The sequence below is a fragment of the Aeromonas sp. FDAARGOS 1411 genome (genome assembly GCF_019047125.1).
Classification (GTDB): domain Bacteria; phylum Pseudomonadota; class Gammaproteobacteria; order Enterobacterales; family Aeromonadaceae; genus Aeromonas; species Aeromonas veronii.
In genome coordinates this window covers 2,693,315-2,709,961 of the sequence record NZ_CP077214.1, presented here as the reverse complement: position 1 = coordinate 2,709,961, position 16,647 = coordinate 2,693,315, and the positions used below count along the sequence as shown (strand labels likewise).

14 protein-coding genes are annotated in these 16,647 nt (G+C 57.3%); 5 read left to right on the top strand and 9 right to left on the bottom strand.

Translation table 11 applies throughout. The features are described 5' to 3' along the window. The first annotated feature begins 11 nt into the window (after positions 1–11). The 5 genes from infB to pnp all read left to right on the top strand — a co-directional run bounded on the left by infB (position 12) and on the right by pnp (position 6,879). A complete protein-coding gene (gene infB, locus I6L41_RS11985) occupies positions 12–2,705 on the top strand; it encodes a translation initiation factor IF-2 (RefSeq protein ID WP_005338806.1) in 2,694 nt (897 codons plus the stop codon). A 55-nt stretch (positions 2,706–2,760) separates the two neighbouring features. After that, complete coding sequence (rbfA, locus tag I6L41_RS11980; RefSeq protein ID WP_075115420.1) at positions 2,761–3,198, top strand: 30S ribosome-binding factor RbfA; 438 nt, start codon at positions 2,761–2,763, stop codon at positions 3,196–3,198. 1 nt (position 3,199) lies between these two features. Beyond that, complete coding sequence (truB, locus tag I6L41_RS11975) at positions 3,200–4,150, top strand: tRNA pseudouridine(55) synthase TruB (protein WP_005338798.1); 951 nt, start codon at positions 3,200–3,202, stop codon at positions 4,148–4,150. 144 nt (positions 4,151–4,294) lie between these two features. After that, positions 4,295–4,564 (top strand): 30S ribosomal protein S15, encoded by a 270-nt coding sequence (gene rpsO / locus I6L41_RS11970; protein WP_005338797.1) that lies wholly within the window; start codon positions 4,295–4,297, stop codon positions 4,562–4,564. A 167-nt stretch (positions 4,565–4,731) separates the two neighbouring features. After that, complete coding sequence (gene pnp / locus I6L41_RS11965) at positions 4,732–6,879, top strand: polyribonucleotide nucleotidyltransferase (protein ID WP_124930101.1); 2,148 nt, start codon at positions 4,732–4,734, stop codon at positions 6,877–6,879. Positions 6,880–6,977: 98 nt separating this feature from the next. On the opposite strand, the gene I6L41_RS11960 is transcribed toward pnp, so the two are convergent. The 9 genes from I6L41_RS11960 to I6L41_RS11920 are packed head-to-tail and all read right to left on the bottom strand — an operon-like array spanning position 6,978 to position 16,646. Then, positions 6,978–8,036, bottom strand: a complete 1,059-nt coding sequence (locus I6L41_RS11960; RefSeq protein WP_005338795.1) for a chemotaxis response regulator protein-glutamate methylesterase — start codon at positions 8,034–8,036, stop codon at positions 6,978–6,980. Beyond that, positions 8,033–8,524, bottom strand: a complete 492-nt coding sequence (gene cheD / locus I6L41_RS11955; RefSeq protein WP_216959062.1) for a chemoreceptor glutamine deamidase CheD — start codon at positions 8,522–8,524, stop codon at positions 8,033–8,035. The genes I6L41_RS11960 and cheD overlap by 4 nt, the downstream gene beginning before the upstream one ends. 3 nt (positions 8,525–8,527) lie before the next feature. Continuing rightward, positions 8,528–9,331 (bottom strand): protein-glutamate O-methyltransferase CheR, encoded by an 804-nt coding sequence (locus I6L41_RS11950; RefSeq protein ID WP_216959059.1) that lies wholly within the window; start codon positions 9,329–9,331, stop codon positions 8,528–8,530. 57 nt (positions 9,332–9,388) lie between these two features. After that, complete coding sequence (locus tag I6L41_RS11945; RefSeq protein ID WP_216959056.1) at positions 9,389–11,143, bottom strand: methyl-accepting chemotaxis protein; 1,755 nt, start codon at positions 11,141–11,143, stop codon at positions 9,389–9,391. A gap of 43 nt (positions 11,144–11,186) precedes the next feature. Further along, the gene (locus tag I6L41_RS11940) at positions 11,187–11,756 is read right to left on the bottom strand and encodes a chemotaxis protein CheW (protein WP_110303373.1); all 570 of its coding nucleotides are present in this window, start codon (positions 11,754–11,756) and stop codon (positions 11,187–11,189) included. 12 nt (positions 11,757–11,768) lie between these two features. After that, the gene (locus I6L41_RS11935; RefSeq protein WP_216959053.1) at positions 11,769–13,694 is read right to left on the bottom strand and encodes a methyl-accepting chemotaxis protein; all 1,926 of its coding nucleotides are present in this window, start codon (positions 13,692–13,694) and stop codon (positions 11,769–11,771) included. Between the two features lie 10 nt (positions 13,695–13,704). Beyond that, a complete protein-coding gene (locus I6L41_RS11930; protein WP_216959050.1) occupies positions 13,705–15,915 on the bottom strand; it encodes a chemotaxis protein CheA in 2,211 nt (736 codons plus the stop codon). Between the two features lie 22 nt (positions 15,916–15,937). After that, entirely contained in the window at positions 15,938–16,264 is a 327-nt protein-coding gene (locus I6L41_RS11925; RefSeq protein ID WP_005349569.1) for an STAS domain-containing protein, read from the bottom strand. Between the two features lie 13 nt (positions 16,265–16,277). Beyond that, entirely contained in the window at positions 16,278–16,646 is a 369-nt protein-coding gene (locus I6L41_RS11920) for a response regulator (protein ID WP_005338778.1), read from the bottom strand. Position 16,647 lies beyond the last annotated feature (1 nt).

Genomic DNA, 16,647 nt, shown 5'->3' with positions numbered 1-16,647 from the left:
GAGGAAAATGAATGGCAGAAGTATCAGTCAAACAACTTGCCACTGACATCGACACACCGGTTGATCGTCTTCTCCAGCAGTTTGTCGATGCCGGTATCAGCAAGAGCAAGGCCGACGACATGGTCAGCGAGTCTGAGAAACAGGCTCTGCTGGCACACCTGAAGAAACAGCATGGAGGTGACGAGGTCGCCGCTCCTGCCCGCATGACCTTGCAGCGCAAGACCAAGAGCACCATCAGTGTTCAGGGGACTGGCGGCAAGAACAAGGAAGTGCAGGTAGAAGTGCGCAAGTCTCGCACCTATGTAAGACGCTCGGCGCTGGAAGATGAACAGCGTCAGGCGGAAGCCGAGGAAACAGCGCGTTTGGAAGCAGAAGAAAAAGCTCGTCGCGAGGCCGAAGAGAAGGCTCGCCTCGAAGCTGAAGAGAAGGCTCGCCGTGAGGCTGAGCAAGCTCGTCGTGAAGCTGAGGAAAAGGCGCGGATCGAGGCACAATCAAAGGCTCGACAGGCTTCACAGCCCGCCAAAGCAGCCAGTAGCACAGCTCAGCAAGAGGCAGAAAAGATGGCCAAGCGCGAAGCAGAAGAACTGAAGCGCCAACAGGAACAAACAGCTTTGAAAAAAGCTGAAGAACTCGCCGCCAAGAAAGCCGAAGAGGCTCGTCTCATGGCGGAACAGAACGCAGCCCGCTGGGCTGAAGAAGAGGCCGCTCGCGCCAAAGAGAGCAGCGACTACCATCTGACCACCAACAAGCATGCGCAAGCCGCAGAAGACGAGTTGGATCGGAAAGAAGAGACCAGCCGCCGCACTGCCGCAGCTGCCAAGGCACCGAAGAAAGCCGGTCGTCGTGAAGATGATCGCGACTCTCGTAACCCGCGTGCCCGTAAAGGCAAGCGCGGCAAGGTTGCCATGCCGAACGCCATGAAGCACGGTTTCAACAAGCCGGCTGCCGTGGTGAACCGCGATGTCGTCATCGGCGAGACCATCACTGTGGCCGAGCTGGCCAACAAGATGGCTGTCAAGGGCGTTGAAGTCATCAAGGTGATGATGAAGATGGGTGCCATGGCCACCATCAACCAGGTGATCGACCAGGAGACCGCTCAGCTGGTCGCCGAGGAGATGGGTCACAAGGTTGTGCTGCGTCGTGAGAACGAGCTGGAAGAGGCGGTACTGTCCGATCGTGACGAGACCTCCGAAGCCAAGCCGCGCGCACCGGTCGTTACCATCATGGGTCACGTTGACCACGGTAAGACCTCGCTGCTCGACTACATTCGTAAAGCCAAGGTTGCTGCTGGCGAAGCCGGTGGTATTACCCAGCATATCGGTGCTTACCACGTCCAGACCGACAGTGGCATGATCACCTTCCTGGATACCCCGGGTCACGCGGCGTTTACCTCCATGCGTGCTCGTGGTGCCAAGGCGACCGATATCGTTGTTCTGGTTGTTGCAGCTGACGACGGCGTGATGCCGCAAACCATCGAAGCTATCCAGCACGCCAAGGCTGCTGGTGTACCGCTGGTTGTTGCGGTCAACAAGATCGACAAGCCTGAAGCGGATCCGGATCGCGTCAAGACCGAACTGGCCCGTTACAACGTCATGTCCGAAGATTGGGGTGGAGACTGCCAGTTCGTGCACGTATCCGCCAAGTCTGGCGAAGGCATCGACGACCTGCTGGAAGCCATTCTGATCCAGGCCGAAGTACTGGAGCTGAAAGCGGTGGTTGACGGCATGGCCAACGGCGTCGTGATCGAATCCTTCCTGGATAAAGGTCGTGGTCCGGTTGCTACCGTACTGGTACAAGAAGGTACTCTGCGTCAGGGCGACATCGTTCTGTGTGGTCTCGAGTACGGCCGTGTTCGCGCCATGCGTGACGAACTGGGTCGCGAGATCAAGGAAGCGGGTCCGTCCCTGCCGGTAGAGATTCTGGGTCTGTCCGGCGTACCCTCTGCCGGTGACGAAGCCACCGTTGTCCGTGACGAGAAGAAAGCCCGTGAAGTGGCGCTCTATCGTCAGGGCAAGTTCCGCGAAGTCAAGCTGGCTCGCCAGCAGAAGGCCAAGCTGGAAAACATGTTCGCCAACATGACCGAGGGCGAAGTGTCCGAAGTGAACGTGGTGATCAAGGCCGACGTACAAGGTTCTGTGGAAGCGATCTGCGATGCGCTGGTCAAACTCTCCACCGACGAAGTGAAGGTGAAGATCGTGGGTTCCGGCGTAGGTGGTATCACCGAAACCGACGCGACCCTGGCTGCTGCTTCCAGCGCCATTCTGGTTGGTTTCAACGTCCGTGCCGACGCATCTGCGCGCAAGGTCATCGAATCCGAGAGCCTGGATCTGCGTTACTACTCCGTCATCTATGACCTGATCGACGAAGTGAAGCAGGCCATGAGCGGCAAGCTGGCCCCTGAGTATCGTCAGGAAATCATCGGTCTGGCCGAAGTGCGTAGCGTCTTCAAGTCTCCGAAGTTCGGCGCAGTTGCCGGCTGTATGGTTACCGAAGGTGTGGTCAAGCGCTCCAACCGTATCCGTGTTCTGCGTGACAACGTGGTTATCTATGAAGGCGAACTGGAATCCCTGCGCCGCTTCAAGGATGACGTCAACGAAGTTCGCAACGGCTACGAGTGTGGTATCGCGGTCAAGAACTACAACGACGTGCGCGAAGGCGACCAGATCGAAGTTTATGAGACTGTTGAAATCCAACGGACTCTGTAAGCCGAGAGTTAGACAAAATAGGGGGCCGCGGCCCCCTTTTATCGCAGGATAGAATATGGCCAGAGAATTCAGCCGGACCCGTCGGGTCGGACAGCAGATCCAGCGTGAAATTGCGCTGATCCTGCAGCGCGAGGTGAAAGACCCGCGCATCGGCATGGTGACCGTTTCCGATGTGGAAGTGTCCCGTGACCTCAACTATGCCAAGATTTACGTCACCTTCTTGCAGCTGGAAAATGATGCCGAGCGCATCAAGGAAGGCTTGCAGGGTCTGACCGAAGCAGCCGGATATATCCGTAGTCTGCTGGGCAGTGCCATGCGTCTGCGCGTGGTGCCCGAGCTGCGTTTCTTCTACGACCAGACCCTGGTCGAGGGGATGCGTCTCTCCAACCTGGTGACCAACACTGTGCGTGAAGACAAGCGTCGCATGGCCGAATCCGGCCGTGACGAAGAAGCTGAATCCGCACCGGATGACACGACTGAGGATAAAGCCTGAGATGACCCGAAGACGTCGTTTCAAGGGCCGTGATGTGCACGGCATTCTGCTGCTGGACAAGCCGACCGGCCTGACCTCCAACGATGTGTTGCAGAAGGTCAAGCGCATCTACAACGCCGCCAAGGCCGGTCACACCGGCGCACTGGATCCGCTGGCGACCGGCATGCTGCCGATCTGCCTCGGCGAGGCCACCAAGTTCTCCCAGTATCTGCTGGAAGCGGACAAACGCTATGAGGTGACCGCCAAACTGGGCGAGCGCACCAACACCAGCGACTCCGATGGTGAGGTGGTCTCCACCCGTCCGGTGAACGTGGCTGTCGGTACCCTGATCGAGGCGCTGGACCAGTTCCGTGGCCCCATCATGCAGGTGCCGTCCATGTACTCCGCGCTCAAGCACAACGGCCGTCCGCTCTACGAATATGCCCGCGAAGGCATCGAGATTGAGCGTGAAGCCCGTCCCATCACCGTATTCGAGCTCAAACTGCTGAGCTTTGAAGGTGATGAGGTGCGCCTTGAAGTGCACTGCAGCAAGGGCACCTACATCCGCTCTCTGGTGGATGATCTGGGTGAAGTGCTGGGTTGTGGCGCCCACGTGACCCAGTTGCGTCGTACCCAGGTGGCCAGCTATCCGTACGAGCGGATGCTGACGCTGGAGCAACTCGAGTGCATTTTCGAGCAGGCCAAGGCCGAGAGCATCCCGCCGCGCGAGCAGCTGGATCCGCTGTTGCTGCCGATGGACACCGCCGTAGCAAGCTTGCCCGAGGTGAACATGCTGGCTGTTGTGGCTGCCTATGTGAATCAGGGCCAGGCCGTGCAGGTGGCAGGTGCGCCGCAAAGCGGTCAGGTTCGCATGACGGTCGGCCCGGAGCGCGAGTTCATCGGGGTTGGCGAGATTGATGATGATGGCCGCGTCGCTCCCAAGCGACTGGTGCGTTATCACGACGAGGAGTGATCCTCAGTCGGTATCAGCGCGTCTTTCCCGTTTCGCCTCTTTATCGTTGCGAAAAGGGGCGGGGACGATTATGATACCGCCCTCATTTCACGGCTGAATTAGAGATTGGCTGTGAACCTTTAAACACTCTACTGGAGTATTACCATGTCTCTAAATGCTGAGATCAAAGCTCAAATCGTTGCTGACAACGCTCGTTGCGCCAACGACACCGGTTCCCCCGAAGTGCAAGTTGCCCTGCTGACTGCCCAGATCAACCATCTGCAAGGTCACTTCAAAGAGCACTCCAAGGACCACCACGGTCGTCGCGGTCTGCTGCGCATGGTTTCCCAGCGTCGTAAGCTGCTGGACTACCTGAAGCGTAAAGATTCCGAGCGTTATGCTGCTCTGATCGCCAAGCTGGGTCTGCGTCGTTAATCGACCTTCAGATTTCGCGAAAAAGGGGAACCGTCAGGTTCCCCTTTTTTATTGCTCTTCAAGCCGTTGCCTGCCTCACAGAATTCGCGTCGCCGCTTACCTTTTGCATCGAATCAAGTATACTTGTGCGCGAATTTAAAGAGCCAAATTGTAAAAAGGAAATTCACGTGAATCCTATTGTAAAGTCATTCCAGTACGGTCAACACACCGTCACTCTGGAAACCGGTGTGATGGCCCGTCAAGCCACTGCGGCCGTTATGGTCAGCATGGACGATACCTGCGTATTTGTGACCGTAGTCGGCAAGAAAGAGGCCGATCACGGCCGTGATTTCTTCCCGCTGACCGTCAACTACCAGGAGCGTACCTATGCTGCTGGTCGTATCCCGGGTGGTTTCTTCCGTCGTGAAGGCCGTCCGAGCGAAGGCGAGACCCTCATCTCCCGTCTGATCGACCGTCCTATTCGTCCGCTGTTCCCGGAAGGCTTCCTCAATGAGGTTCAGGTCGTTGCGACCGTAATGTCCGTGAATCCGGCCGTATCCCCCGACATCGTTGCCATGATCGGTGCCTCTGCTGCACTGGCCATCTCCGGTATCCCGTTTGGCGGCCCGATCGGTGCTGCTCGCGTGGGTTACATGAACGGTCAGTATGTGCTGAACCCGACCACTACCGAACTGCCGCAGAGCGATCTGGATCTGGTGGTTGCCGGTACTGCCAATGCCGTGCTGATGGTTGAGTCCGAAGCGGCCATCCTCTCCGAAGAAGTGATGCTGGGCGCCGTGGTATACGGTCACGAGCAGATGCAGACCGTGATCAATGCGATCAACGAGTTTGCCGCTGCCGTCGGCACCAAGCCGTGGGACTGGACTCCGCCTGCCGTCAACGAAGCGCTGAAAGCCAAGGTTGCCGAGCTGGCGAGCGCCGAGCTGGGTGAAGCCTACCGCATCACCGAGAAGGCTGTTCGTTACGAAACCATCGCTGCCATCAAGGGCCGTGTGGTTGAGCAAGTTATCGCGTCAGGTGTGGAAGAAGATGCCAAGAAGATTGGCGAAGAGTTCCACAGCCTGGAAAGCCGCATCGTTCGTGGTCGTGTCGTACGTGGTGAGCCGCGTATCGACGGTCGCGATCCGGAAATGATCCGTGCCCTGTCTGTCGCTACCGGCGTATTGCCCCGTGCTCACGGTTCTGCCCTGTTCACTCGTGGTGAAACCCAGGCTATGGTCGTTGCGACCCTGGGTACCGAGCGTGACGCCCAGAACATCGACGAGCTGACCGGCAACCGTGCCGATCGCTTCATGCTGCACTACAACTTCCCGCCATACTGCGTCGGTGAGACCGGCATGATGGGTAGCCCGAAGCGTCGTGAAATCGGTCACGGCCGTCTGGCCAAGCGCGGCGTTGCTGCCGTGATGCCGAGCGCCGCCGAGTTCCCGTACGTGGTGCGCGTGGTCTCTGAAATCACCGAATCCAACGGCTCCTCCTCCATGGCGTCTGTCTGTGGTTCCTCCCTGGCGCTGATGGATGCCGGTGTGCCGATCAAGGCCTCCGTCGCCGGTATCGCCATGGGTCTGGTGAAGGAAGAAGAAGGTTTCGTCGTGCTGTCTGACATTCTGGGTGACGAAGATCACCTGGGCGACATGGACTTCAAAGTAGCCGGTACCACCGAAGGTGTGACCGCGCTGCAGATGGACATCAAGATCGAAGGCATCACCAAAGAGATCATGGAGATTGCCCTGAAGCAAGCTCGTGGCGCCCGTCTGCACATCCTCAAAGTGATGGATGAAGCAATCCAGGCTCCCCGTGCCCAGATCTCTGATTTCGCACCGCGTATCCACACCATCAAGATCAATCCAGAGAAGATCAAGGACGTGATCGGTAAGGGTGGTTCCGTGATCCGTGCGCTGACCGAAGAGACCGGCACCAACATCGAGCTGGATGATGACGGTACTGTACGTATCTCCGCCGTGGCCAACGAAGCTGCCATGGAAGCGATCCGTCGCATCGAGGCCATCACCGCCGAGATCGAAGTGAACCGCATCTATGAAGGTAAAGTTGTCCGTCTGGCCGATTTTGGTGCATTCGTCAACATTCTGCCGGGCAAAGATGGTCTGGTACACATCTCCCAGATCACCGACGCTCGCGTGCAGAACGTGGCTGACCATCTGACCATCGGTGACGTGGTCAAGGTGAAGGTACTGGAAGTGGACCGTCAGGGCCGTGTACGTCTCTCCATCAAGGAAGCGAACGCCCCGACCGAAGCAGCTGCACCTGCTGCTGACGCCGCTCCGGCCGCTGAAGAAGCGCCTGCTGCAGAGTAATCTGCTCGCCTGATACCGGATTGGTTCCGGTTGATGTAAAAAGTCCGGCTCCCCTTGGGGAGCCGGACTTTTTTATGGTCAAAACGCGCGATAAGGGATTACTTGCCGAGGATGGCGTATTGCATCTCTTGCAAGGGGAGCACATGGCGAGCAGCTCCCAGCTTGATCGCCTCCTTGGGCATGCCGAAGACCACGCAGGATGCCTCATCCTGGGCATAGGTGTTGGCACCCGCATCCAGCATCTCGCGCAATCCCCGGGCTCCGTCATCCCCCATGCCGGTCATGATGATGCCGGTGGCATTCTTGCCGGCATATTTGGCGACGGAGCGAAACAGCACATCCACCGAGGGGCGATGGCGGTTGATAAGCGGCCCGTCGACCACCTCGACGTGATAGTAGGCACCGCTGCGTTTGAGCAGCATATGCTTGCCTCCGGGGGCAATCAGCGCCAGCCCCGGGATCACCCGGTCATTGTTCCTCGCCTCCCGTACTTCTATCTGGCAGACCCCGTTCAGGCGTTCGGCAAACATGGCGGTAAATTTTTCCGGCATGTGCTGCACGATGACAATGCCGGGGCTGACCCGGGGCAAGGCTGTCAGCACTGCTTCCAGCGCCTGGGTGCCGCCGGTCGAGGTGCCGATGGCGATGAGCCGTTCGGTGGTTTGTGCCATGGCGTGCTGGTTGGGCGCCAGCATGGCATCCGCGTTGAGTTTGGTGCTGACCGGTACAGAGGAGGGCTTGCCCACGCGCTTGAGGTTGGCCTGGGCCGCAGCACGTACCGCCATAGCCAGGTCGTGGGCAGATTCTTGCAGAAAGCTTTTTATCCCCATGGTCGGCTTGGTGATGATGTCCACCGCGCCGGCAGCCATTGCCTGCAAGGTTGTCTCGGCCCCCTTTTCGGTGAGGGAGGAGCAGATCACCACCGGGGTGGGATGCTCCGCCATGATCTTGGTGAGAAAGGTTATGCCGTCCATACGGGGCATCTCCACATCAAGCACGATGACGTCAGGCCACTCTTTCTTCAGTTTTTCCTGGGCAAACAGGGGATCTGATGCTGTGGCGATCACCCGGATATCAGGCTCCTGCTCCAGCACCGCTTGCAATACCTGTCTGACCACGGCGGAATCATCCACCAGCATGACCCGGATCTGCTTCATTCTCGCGACTCCCGTTGATGTGGCAGACGATGATGGCGGAGCCAGACACTGCCGTTGCTGAGCTCAAAGAGCAAGCTTCGGTGGCCGCTATGGCCAAGATGATGAGCCTTGATATCAAGGCCAAGGTGTCGGGTCAGCTGCCAGGCTGCCTGAATATTTTTGGTGGCGACATTGTTGTCGCTCTGTGCGTATTGAGGCTCGGTAAACATGTTGCCACCCCCGAACAACTTGGCCTCATATTCATGGATGGGGGCGGGATAGTGACTGGCCGCTTGCAGCAGCAAGGCGAGGGCCTCATCGGCATAGCGCCCATCCAGCTTGGCAGAGAGATTGCGCCGACTTGGCAGCATGTAGTGACACATTCCTCCCTGTTTCTGCTCCGGATGCCACAAGGTGATGGCAATACAGGAGCCCAGTAAGGTTCTGACCACCACATCCTCCTTGCCAAAAAAGAGTTCTCCCGGTTGCAGGATCACCTCCCGAGTCATGACTTATCTCTTCTGATAGATTGAAGGAGAGACAAGCTGCAGGCCGTGGTGCAGGCCGTGCAGGCTCTCGGCGTGGCTCACCAGCAGGTAGCCACCGGGTTTGAGTCTGGGTACCAGCCGCTGCAATACTTGCCCTTTGGTCTCCTTGTTGAAGTAGATCATCACGTTTCTGATGAAGATGACGTCAAACATGCCGATGTCCGGCAGATCCTGATTGAGGTTGATCTGCATGAACTGCACCTTGTCCCGCAACTTGCGATCGATGATGAAGATGCCCTCTTGCAGGCCAACACCCTTGAGGCAATATTTCATCAATAAGGGCAGTGGAATATTTTGCGCCCGCTCGATGGGGTAGCGCCCGCTCATCGCCTGTTCCAGCACCCGGGACGAGATATCGGAGGCCAGGATCTCCCAGTTGAAGGTGCTGCGTTTTTCCGCGAGGGTCATGGCCAGACTGTAGGGCTCCTCGCCGGATGAGCTGGCAGCGCTCCAGACCCGCAGTGGTTGCTCGGGCGGGAGCGCTGAGACTATCTCCCGCGTCAGAAACTCGAAGTGTTTGGGCTCCCTGAAAAAGTAGGTTTCGTTGGTGGTCAGCAGATCGAGCGCCAACTGCAGTTCGCTGCTGCGATCGTTCATGATGAGCTGGAAGTAGTCGTCATAACTATCGAGCTCATAGTGGCAGAGGCGTTTCGCCAGGCGGCTGGCCACCAGCGCCTTCTTGGCTGGAGACAGCTCTATCCCCGCCGTTTGATGAAGCCAGCGTTGGAAACGGGAGAACTCATCATCATGCAGCTGGGTTTGATACAAAAAACAGTCCCTCTACCTGTGTGGTCGGAGATGGGAGAGGCAACGCCTCTCCCGTGACTAGAACCGGACAAAATCGCCATCGCCGATGGGGCGTTGGACGGTGGCGGCTCGTTCCCGACTGTTGGCATTGCTCTCGTTCATAAAGCGACCTCGGGTATTGGGGTGAAGATGCGAGGTGGCTGCTTTACCTTCTTTGGCGTGGGCCTCCAGGGTAAAGAACTCCATGGCCAGTTGCAGCTGTTCAGCCTGGCTGCTCATCTCTTCTGCTGTGGCAGCCAGCTCTTCGCTACAAGAAGCGTTCTGCTGGGTAACCTGACTCAGCTGGCTCATCGCAAGGTTGATCTGGCTAACGCCGGTAGACTGCTCATTAGATGCGGCACTGATCTCCTGCACCAGATCCGAGGTCTTGTTGATGGAAGGAACCATCTGATCCAGCAAACGACCGGCTTTTTCCGCCATCTCGACACTGCTGGAGGCCAGCTCGCCAATCTCCTGGGCTGCAACCTGGCTGCGTTCGGCCAGTTTGCGCACCTCCGCCGCCACTACGGCAAAGCCTTTGCCGTGATCGCCTGCCCGCGCCGCTTCGATAGCTGCGTTGAGTGCCAGCAGGTTGGTCTGGTAGGCGATGTCATCGATGATGCCAATCCGTCTGGCGATCTGCTTCATGGCATCCACAGTCAGTTTGACCGCTTCTCCTCCCTCTACGGCTTCTTTGGCTGCCTTGCTGGCCATGCCATCGGTGACCTGGGCATTGTCGGTATTCTGGTTGATGCTGGCGCTCATCTGCTCGATGGAGGCGCTGGTCTCCTCCATGCTGGAGGCCTGTTCACTGCTGGATTGGCTGATCGACTGGGCGGTCGCGCTTACCTGCTCGGCGGCACTGGAGAGGTTGTCAGAGGCGCCGCGTACTTCGGTAACAATCTTGGTCAAGGAGGCGATGGTTGTATTGAGCGCATCCTTGGTGGTGCCAAACACGCCGGGGTAGTCCGCCTCAATCTGCTGGGTCAGATCCCCTTTTGCCAGACATTGCACGATCCGGATGACATCGTTGAGGGTACTGTCGATCACGTTGGCAATTTGATTGATCCCTTCTCCCATCGCCTGAAAGAAGCCGCTCTTGCCAGCAAGTTCCATCCTGCGGTGCAGCTCGCCATTGATCACGGCCTGCACAATGTCGGACATCTCTTTCTCTATCATCACCTCCTTGGTTCTGTCGGCCCATTCGACCACGGACCCCAACCGTTCACCGGTATCGTTGAAGACCGGATTGGCGATCAGGGAGAAGGTGCGCCCCCCCAGCTGTATCTGGGTGCGGTAGGTGCTGTTGAGTTTGGCCAGCATGGCGCGCTGATGGCCGGGATTTTTATGAAAGCTGTCGATGTTGGCACCCATCAGCTGATTGGCGTTGAAGCTGTATAGCTCTTTCTTGATGTCGGTCTCAGCCTGATTGAGCATGCCGGTCACTGCCTCGTTCATATAGATAATGTCGAGGTTGGTATCGGCAATCATCACGTTGGTACTGGCGCAGTCGAGGGCTTTGCGAACCAGCTGGTTCTCATGGAGCAGCACCTGGTTCTTTTTAATGTCGTTGCGGCTCTGTTCCAGCTTGTCGCTGAGCAAGGTGACCACCTCGTTGATGGCATGTCCTACTTCACGAAAGGGACTGTCCATACCGGAAAGATCGAGTGGTGCTGGAACCTGCTCTGCCAGGACTGCGTGTTGCAGCTGGCCGATTGCGTCGAGTAACTGGGTCCGCTGCTTCACTTCGGTGGTATTGTCTCCGAAGAGTTTTCCTAAGAGTGATTGGGTCATGAGCGTTTCCTTATGCTGCATGTCGTGGAGTATGGAGGCCTGTTCAGGAGGGTTGCAGGTTGCCTTGTGGCAACCTTGCCTGTGGCTGTGCCAGTTCGTTGAGTTGAGCCATCTCATCGAGTGACAACACTTTCCCGGTATCGATGAGGATGACGAATTTGCCGTTGACCTTGCCCATGCCGCTGATGAAATCGGCCCGGATGCGGGCACCAAAACTGGGTGGGGGCTCGATATCTGCTTGTGGGATACCCAGTACTTCCGATACGGAATCCACCACAACGCCAATATCCTGACCTAGAGGTTCATCGCCCTGCGGGGCCACCCCCTCAATAATGACGATGCAACTGCGGCGAGTGATGACCGAAGGTGCATTGCCAAAGCGGGCATTCAAGTCTACGACCGACACTACCGCTCCTCTGAGGTTGATTACGCCGCGAATAAAACCCGGCATCATCGGAACCGGAGTGATATTGCCGTATTCGATGATCTCTTTGACCCCCAGAATATTGATGGCGAACATCTCGTTGTTGATCAGAAATGTCAGGTACTGGGCATCGCCACTGCTCTCGTCAGCGGCCGCTGATGGCACCGTGATGTCGGTGGATGTATGCATGGTCGCCTCCGGTTAAAAGCGGACAAAATCCGCGTCATCAATGGAATGGGATGATGGTTGATTGGGCTGGCTGGCCCTTTGTGGGGGGGCGATGAAACTGCCTCTGGGAGGCATGCCCTTGTGGCCGGTTTCATTGGGCCTGGTGTTGAGCTGCGCACTTTTCTCCAGAGCAAAAAAGGCCATGGTTTGCTGCAGTTCGCTGGCTTGCGAGCTCATCTCTTCGGCCGTGGCCGCCAGTTCCTCGCTACTGGCCGCATTCTGCTGTGTCACTTGATTAAGCTGGTTCATGGCCAGACTAATCTGGTTGGCTGCGCTGGCCTGTTCACCTGAGGCGGCATTGATCTCTTGTACCAGATCAGAGGTTTTGCGAATGGAGGGGACGATCCTTTCCAGCAGGTTGCCAGCCCTCTCTGCCTTGCTGACGCTGTCGGAGGAGAGCTCGCCAATCTCCTGCGCAGCGATCTGGCTGCGTTCTGCCAGTTTTCTCACCTCGGCAGCAACCACCGCGAAGCCTTTGCCATGCTCTCCGGCGCGAGCCGCCTCGATGGCGGCGTTGAGGGCAAGCAGGTTGGTCTGGTAGGCAATGTCGTCGATGATGCTGACTTTCTTGGCGATTTGCTGCATGGCGGTCACCGTCTGTTGAACGGATTGGCCCCCTTCGGTGGCCTCCAACACCGAGTTGCTGGCCATGCTGTCGGTGATCTTGGCGTTCTCGGTGTTCTGATTGATGCTGGCGCTCATCTGCTCGATAGAGGCGCTGGTCTCTTCAACGCTGGCCGCTTGCTCGCTGGTGGCTTGGCTCAATGCCTGCGCCGTGTTGCTCACCTGATTGGAGGCATTGGTCAGGTTGTCGGCGGCGTTGCGTACCTCTTCGATGATATTGGTCAGCGCAGTGATGGTCCGGTTGAGGCCGTCTTTGGTCTGGCCGAAAATACCTGGGTAGGGCTCATCGATCCGTTGGGTCAGATCACCCTTGGAGAGCGCGGTGGCGATGCGCATCACATCTTCCAGGCTGGTATCTGTCACATGGGAGAGGCGATTCAGCAGCTCTGATACCCGCTTGATGTAGCCCTGACGATCCTCCAGCGCAATCTTGTGGCTGAAGTCGCCCTGTTCGACAGCGGCGGTGACCAGCGTCTCGATATCCGTGATCAAGGCCCCCAGTTTCTTGACCATGTTATCCATCGCCATCAAGAGCTGACCCGCTTCATCGTTGGAGTCTATCTGGATCGATACATCCAGATTGCCATCGGCCAGACTATTGGCCACGCGCAGAGCCTGTTCGATAGGGGTGACGATGCTTTGGATCAGCAGGGTGCCAAACCAGGCTGCGAGTGCGATGCCGACCGCGATAACCACCGCCATGGTTATCAGCATCACGTCATACCAGGATTGCGCTGCGGTATATTCCGACTTGGCCACATTGAGCTGCAGGTTGACCAGCTCGGTGATTTTGTTGCCTATCGGGTCGATGGAGCCATAGAGGGCACCGTCAAAATTGTTCAGCATGCCAGTAATCATGCCGTGCTGGGTGGTGAGGTATTTCTCCAGCTTGCCAATATCGGTATCAGCCGCGTTGAACAGGGTTGTCGCCTCGGCTGACAAACGCTGTTCATCCGGTGTGAGAGTGGTGGACTGGTAGTGATGCCACTCGTTTTTGATTGTCTGCTGGGCCTGTTGTATCTGCTTCAAAGCCTCTTCTGCCGGGATCAGCCCCGCATTGGCCTTGTTGAGGTTGTCGATGATCGAGACGGCATAGCTGTCGGAGATAGTCTTCAGCTGCTTGAGGGGAACCACCCTGTCGTTGTAAACGCGCTGCAACCCGGTATTGCTGCTCTGCATGTTGTATAACCCGAGGCTGCCAACGGCCAGCAGCAGCAGGCAGAGCATGCAGAGCAGTACAATAAGACGCAATTTGATGGTGGAATTTTTTAACATGATGGTCCCCTCAGTTGATGCTGGATTGAGGCAGGTTGCGCGACACTGTCAACCTGTTGAGCTGACAGGATTCCTGAGTGATTGCGTGCTGGATCAGCGAAGGAATGTCGAGGATCAGGGCGACCTCTCCCCCCCCCAGAATGGTTGAACCACTGATGCCCTGCAGGCGCTGGAACAATTTCCCCAACGGTTTGATGACGGTCTGGAATTCTCCCAGCAGTTCATCCACCACCAGTCCGGATTTTTTGCCTGCATGGCTGACCACGACAATGTTCTCGCGCCTCCCTTTGCTGCCATTGGTATCGAAGTAGTGTTGCAGGCGGATAAAGGGCAGCACCTCGCCACGCAAATTGATGTAATTGCGACCCTGGGTGTCGGACAGTGCACTCTGGGTCAATTCAACGCACTCGATCACCATATCGAGGGGAATGACGTAGTGGGTGTCGCAGACTCGCACCAGGAAGCCGTCGATGATGGCAAGGGTAAGCGGCAGGCGGATCTGCACACGGGTTCCTTTTCCCGGGATGCTGTCCAGATCGACCGTGCCGCGCAGGGCAGTGATGTTGCGTTTGACGACATCCATGCCAACCCCGCGACCGGAGAGGTTGGTTATCGCCTCGGCGGTAGAGAACCCCGGCTCGAAGATCAGGTTGTATATCTCCTGATCCGTCAGCGTGGTGGTTGGGTTGATCAGACCGCGCTCGATGGCTTTTTGCTGGATCCTGGCTTTGTTGAGACCTGCACCGTCATCCCGAATTTCGATGACGATACTGTTGGAGTCGTGATAGGCATTGAGATTCAGGGTGCCACGGGGGGGTTTTCCTGCCAGCAGCCGTTGCTCTGCCGATTCAATGCCATGATCCATCGAGTTTCTGACCAGATGCATCAGCGGATCGCCGATCTTCTCTACCACCGACTTGTCCAGTTCGGTCTCGGCTCCGGAGATCACCAGAGTGATATCCTTGTTCAGTTCCTGACTGACATCGCGCACCACCCGCTGGAAGCGGTTGAAGGTATCGCCGATAGGCACCATTCGCAGGCGCAGTGCACTGTCGCGGATCTCTTCCACCAGCATGGCAATGACCGAGGTGGCTTCCTGCAGTTGGCTTTCGCGGGTGCGTTGGGCCAGCAGATTGGCTCCTGAACTGGCGACTACCAACTCCCCGACCAGATTGATTAGATCGTCCAGCTTGTCGGCATGCACCCTGACGTAACGGCCCTCTTTGCTCTTGCTCTCCTTGGTCTGGTTCTGTTTTTTCAGGGCGGCATCGACGACGGCTTCGTTGACAGCACCCTGCGCAATCAGGATCTCCCCGAGTTTGGGCGCTTGTTCTGCCGGGGTCGCTTGTTGTGCCTGCAGACCGCTGGCTAACTCCTCTGCGGTGAGGGCGCCGGTGTTGACCAACAACTGCCCCAGCATGGCGCTATCTTCCGGCAGCGACTCGATCAGGTTGATGAACTCGGCGATCTTGCTGTGGGGTGGCAAGATGGTGATCTGGCAGTCATCTCTGACAAATTCAAAGACATCGCTGATGGCCGCCTTGTCTGCCTGCGAGTCGAAGTCTATCTCGTAGCCGAGGTAGCAATTCTCAGGATCGAACTGTTCCCAATTCGGTAGCGCCTGATGGATTGTCTCCACTGAACATATGGTTCCGAGGGTGCCGAGATAGCGCAGAAATGCGGCCGGATCCATGCCATTGCGCAGCACATCGGGGCCAAAACGCAGGGAGATATGCCACAGGGAGGCGGAGCTGGTAATTCCTCCCTCTTTTTCGATCTTGGGTTCCGGCGTATGCACAGTATCTGGCAGCGTGGCATGGGGGACGCACTGATGACGGGTGAGGGTGAGCCTCAGCCGTTCATCCTGGTTGGCATCGCCATTGCTTAAGGTGCTGCCCTGTTCTGCAACGACACTGATGAGCGTCTGGATGTGGTCACAGCTCTCCAGCAGATCCTTGATCAGAGGAGAGGTGACGGTGAGCTGCTGATTGCGTATCTGGTCTAGCAGATCCTCGACGATATGGGTAAACCCGACGATGGGTTGCAGACCAAACAGGCCAGCCGACCCCTTGATGGTATGAGCAGCACGGAAGATGGCACCAATCAGCTCGCTATTGTCAGGTTCAGATTCCAGTGATAGAAGGGCTGACTCCATCTCTTCAAGCAACTCGCGTGCCTCGGCGATATAGGTTTGTAAAGCCTGATCAAGATCGATGCTCACGGTGACTCCTTGTCATGGTGGCTCAGGGCCGTTCGCCATGGGTGATGAGGGTGGGGTCCCCAAAAAAGGCCGAGAGCTGGCAGAGCTCCAGCAGTTCAAGCACAACATGGCTGTGCCAGACCAGCGCCAGGGAGGTGCCCTGCTGCAGAGCGGTCTTCTTCGCTGCCAGCAGCAGTTGCAGCCCGGCGCTGTCTATCTCGGATACCGCTGCCAGATTCAGCTCCAGTTCGTTCCCCTGATGCAATAAGGGCGAGAGAGCATCTTTCAGCTCGCTGACTGTATAAATGGTGATCTCGTCCGGCATGGTCACCACTACCTTGTTGTCGAGTAGCTCGCTCTGTAGTTGCATGATGCGCTCCGGATCACGGCATGATGAGCTTGGCGACTGCGGCCAGCATCTGTTCGGGCTGGAAGGGTTTGACCACCCAGGCTTTGGCTCCTGCCGCTTGTCCCTCCTGCTTCTTGCTGTCCTGAGACTCGGTGGTCAGCATGATGACTGGGGTAAATTTGTAGTTGGCCAGCTTTTTGGCCTCTTTGACGAAGGTGATGCCATCCATGTTCGGCATGTTGACGTCACTGATGATCAGGTTGATCTTCTTGCCATCTAGTTTGTTGAGCGCATCTTTGCCGTCAGAGGCTTCCATGACCTCATAACCGGCTCCCTTGAGGGTCATGCCCACGACTTGGCGAATAGTTGCCGAGTCATCCACGATCAGGATCGTTTTGCCCATA

Bases quoted from the DNA above. Each gene is read 5' to 3' on its own strand.
- infB (WP_005338806.1), top strand. From the start codon at position 12: ATGGCAGAAGTATCAGTCAAACAACTTGCCACTGACATCGACACACCG.
- rbfA (WP_075115420.1), top strand. From the start codon at position 2,761: ATGGCCAGAGAATTCAGCCGGACCCGTCGGGTCGGACAGCAGATCCAG.
- truB (WP_005338798.1), top strand. From the start codon at position 3,200: ATGACCCGAAGACGTCGTTTCAAGGGCCGTGATGTGCACGGCATTCTG.
- rpsO (WP_005338797.1), top strand. From the start codon at position 4,295: ATGTCTCTAAATGCTGAGATCAAAGCTCAAATCGTTGCTGACAACGCT.
- I6L41_RS11960 (WP_005338795.1), bottom strand. From the start codon at position 8,036: ATGAAGCAGATCCGGGTCATGCTGGTGGATGATTCCGCCGTGGTCAGA.
- cheD (WP_216959062.1), bottom strand. From the start codon at position 8,524: ATGACTCGGGAGGTGATCCTGCAACCGGGAGAACTCTTTTTTGGCAAG.
- I6L41_RS11945 (WP_216959056.1), bottom strand. From the start codon at position 11,143: ATGACCCAATCACTCTTAGGAAAACTCTTCGGAGACAATACCACCGAA.
- I6L41_RS11940 (WP_110303373.1), bottom strand. From the start codon at position 11,756: ATGCATACATCCACCGACATCACGGTGCCATCAGCGGCCGCTGACGAG.
- I6L41_RS11935 (WP_216959053.1), bottom strand. From the start codon at position 13,694: ATGTTAAAAAATTCCACCATCAAATTGCGTCTTATTGTACTGCTCTGC.
- I6L41_RS11925 (WP_005349569.1), bottom strand. From the start codon at position 16,264: ATGCAACTACAGAGCGAGCTACTCGACAACAAGGTAGTGGTGACCATG.
- I6L41_RS11920 (WP_005338778.1), bottom strand. From the start codon at position 16,646: ATGGGCAAAACGATCCTGATCGTGGATGACTCGGCAACTATTCGCCAA.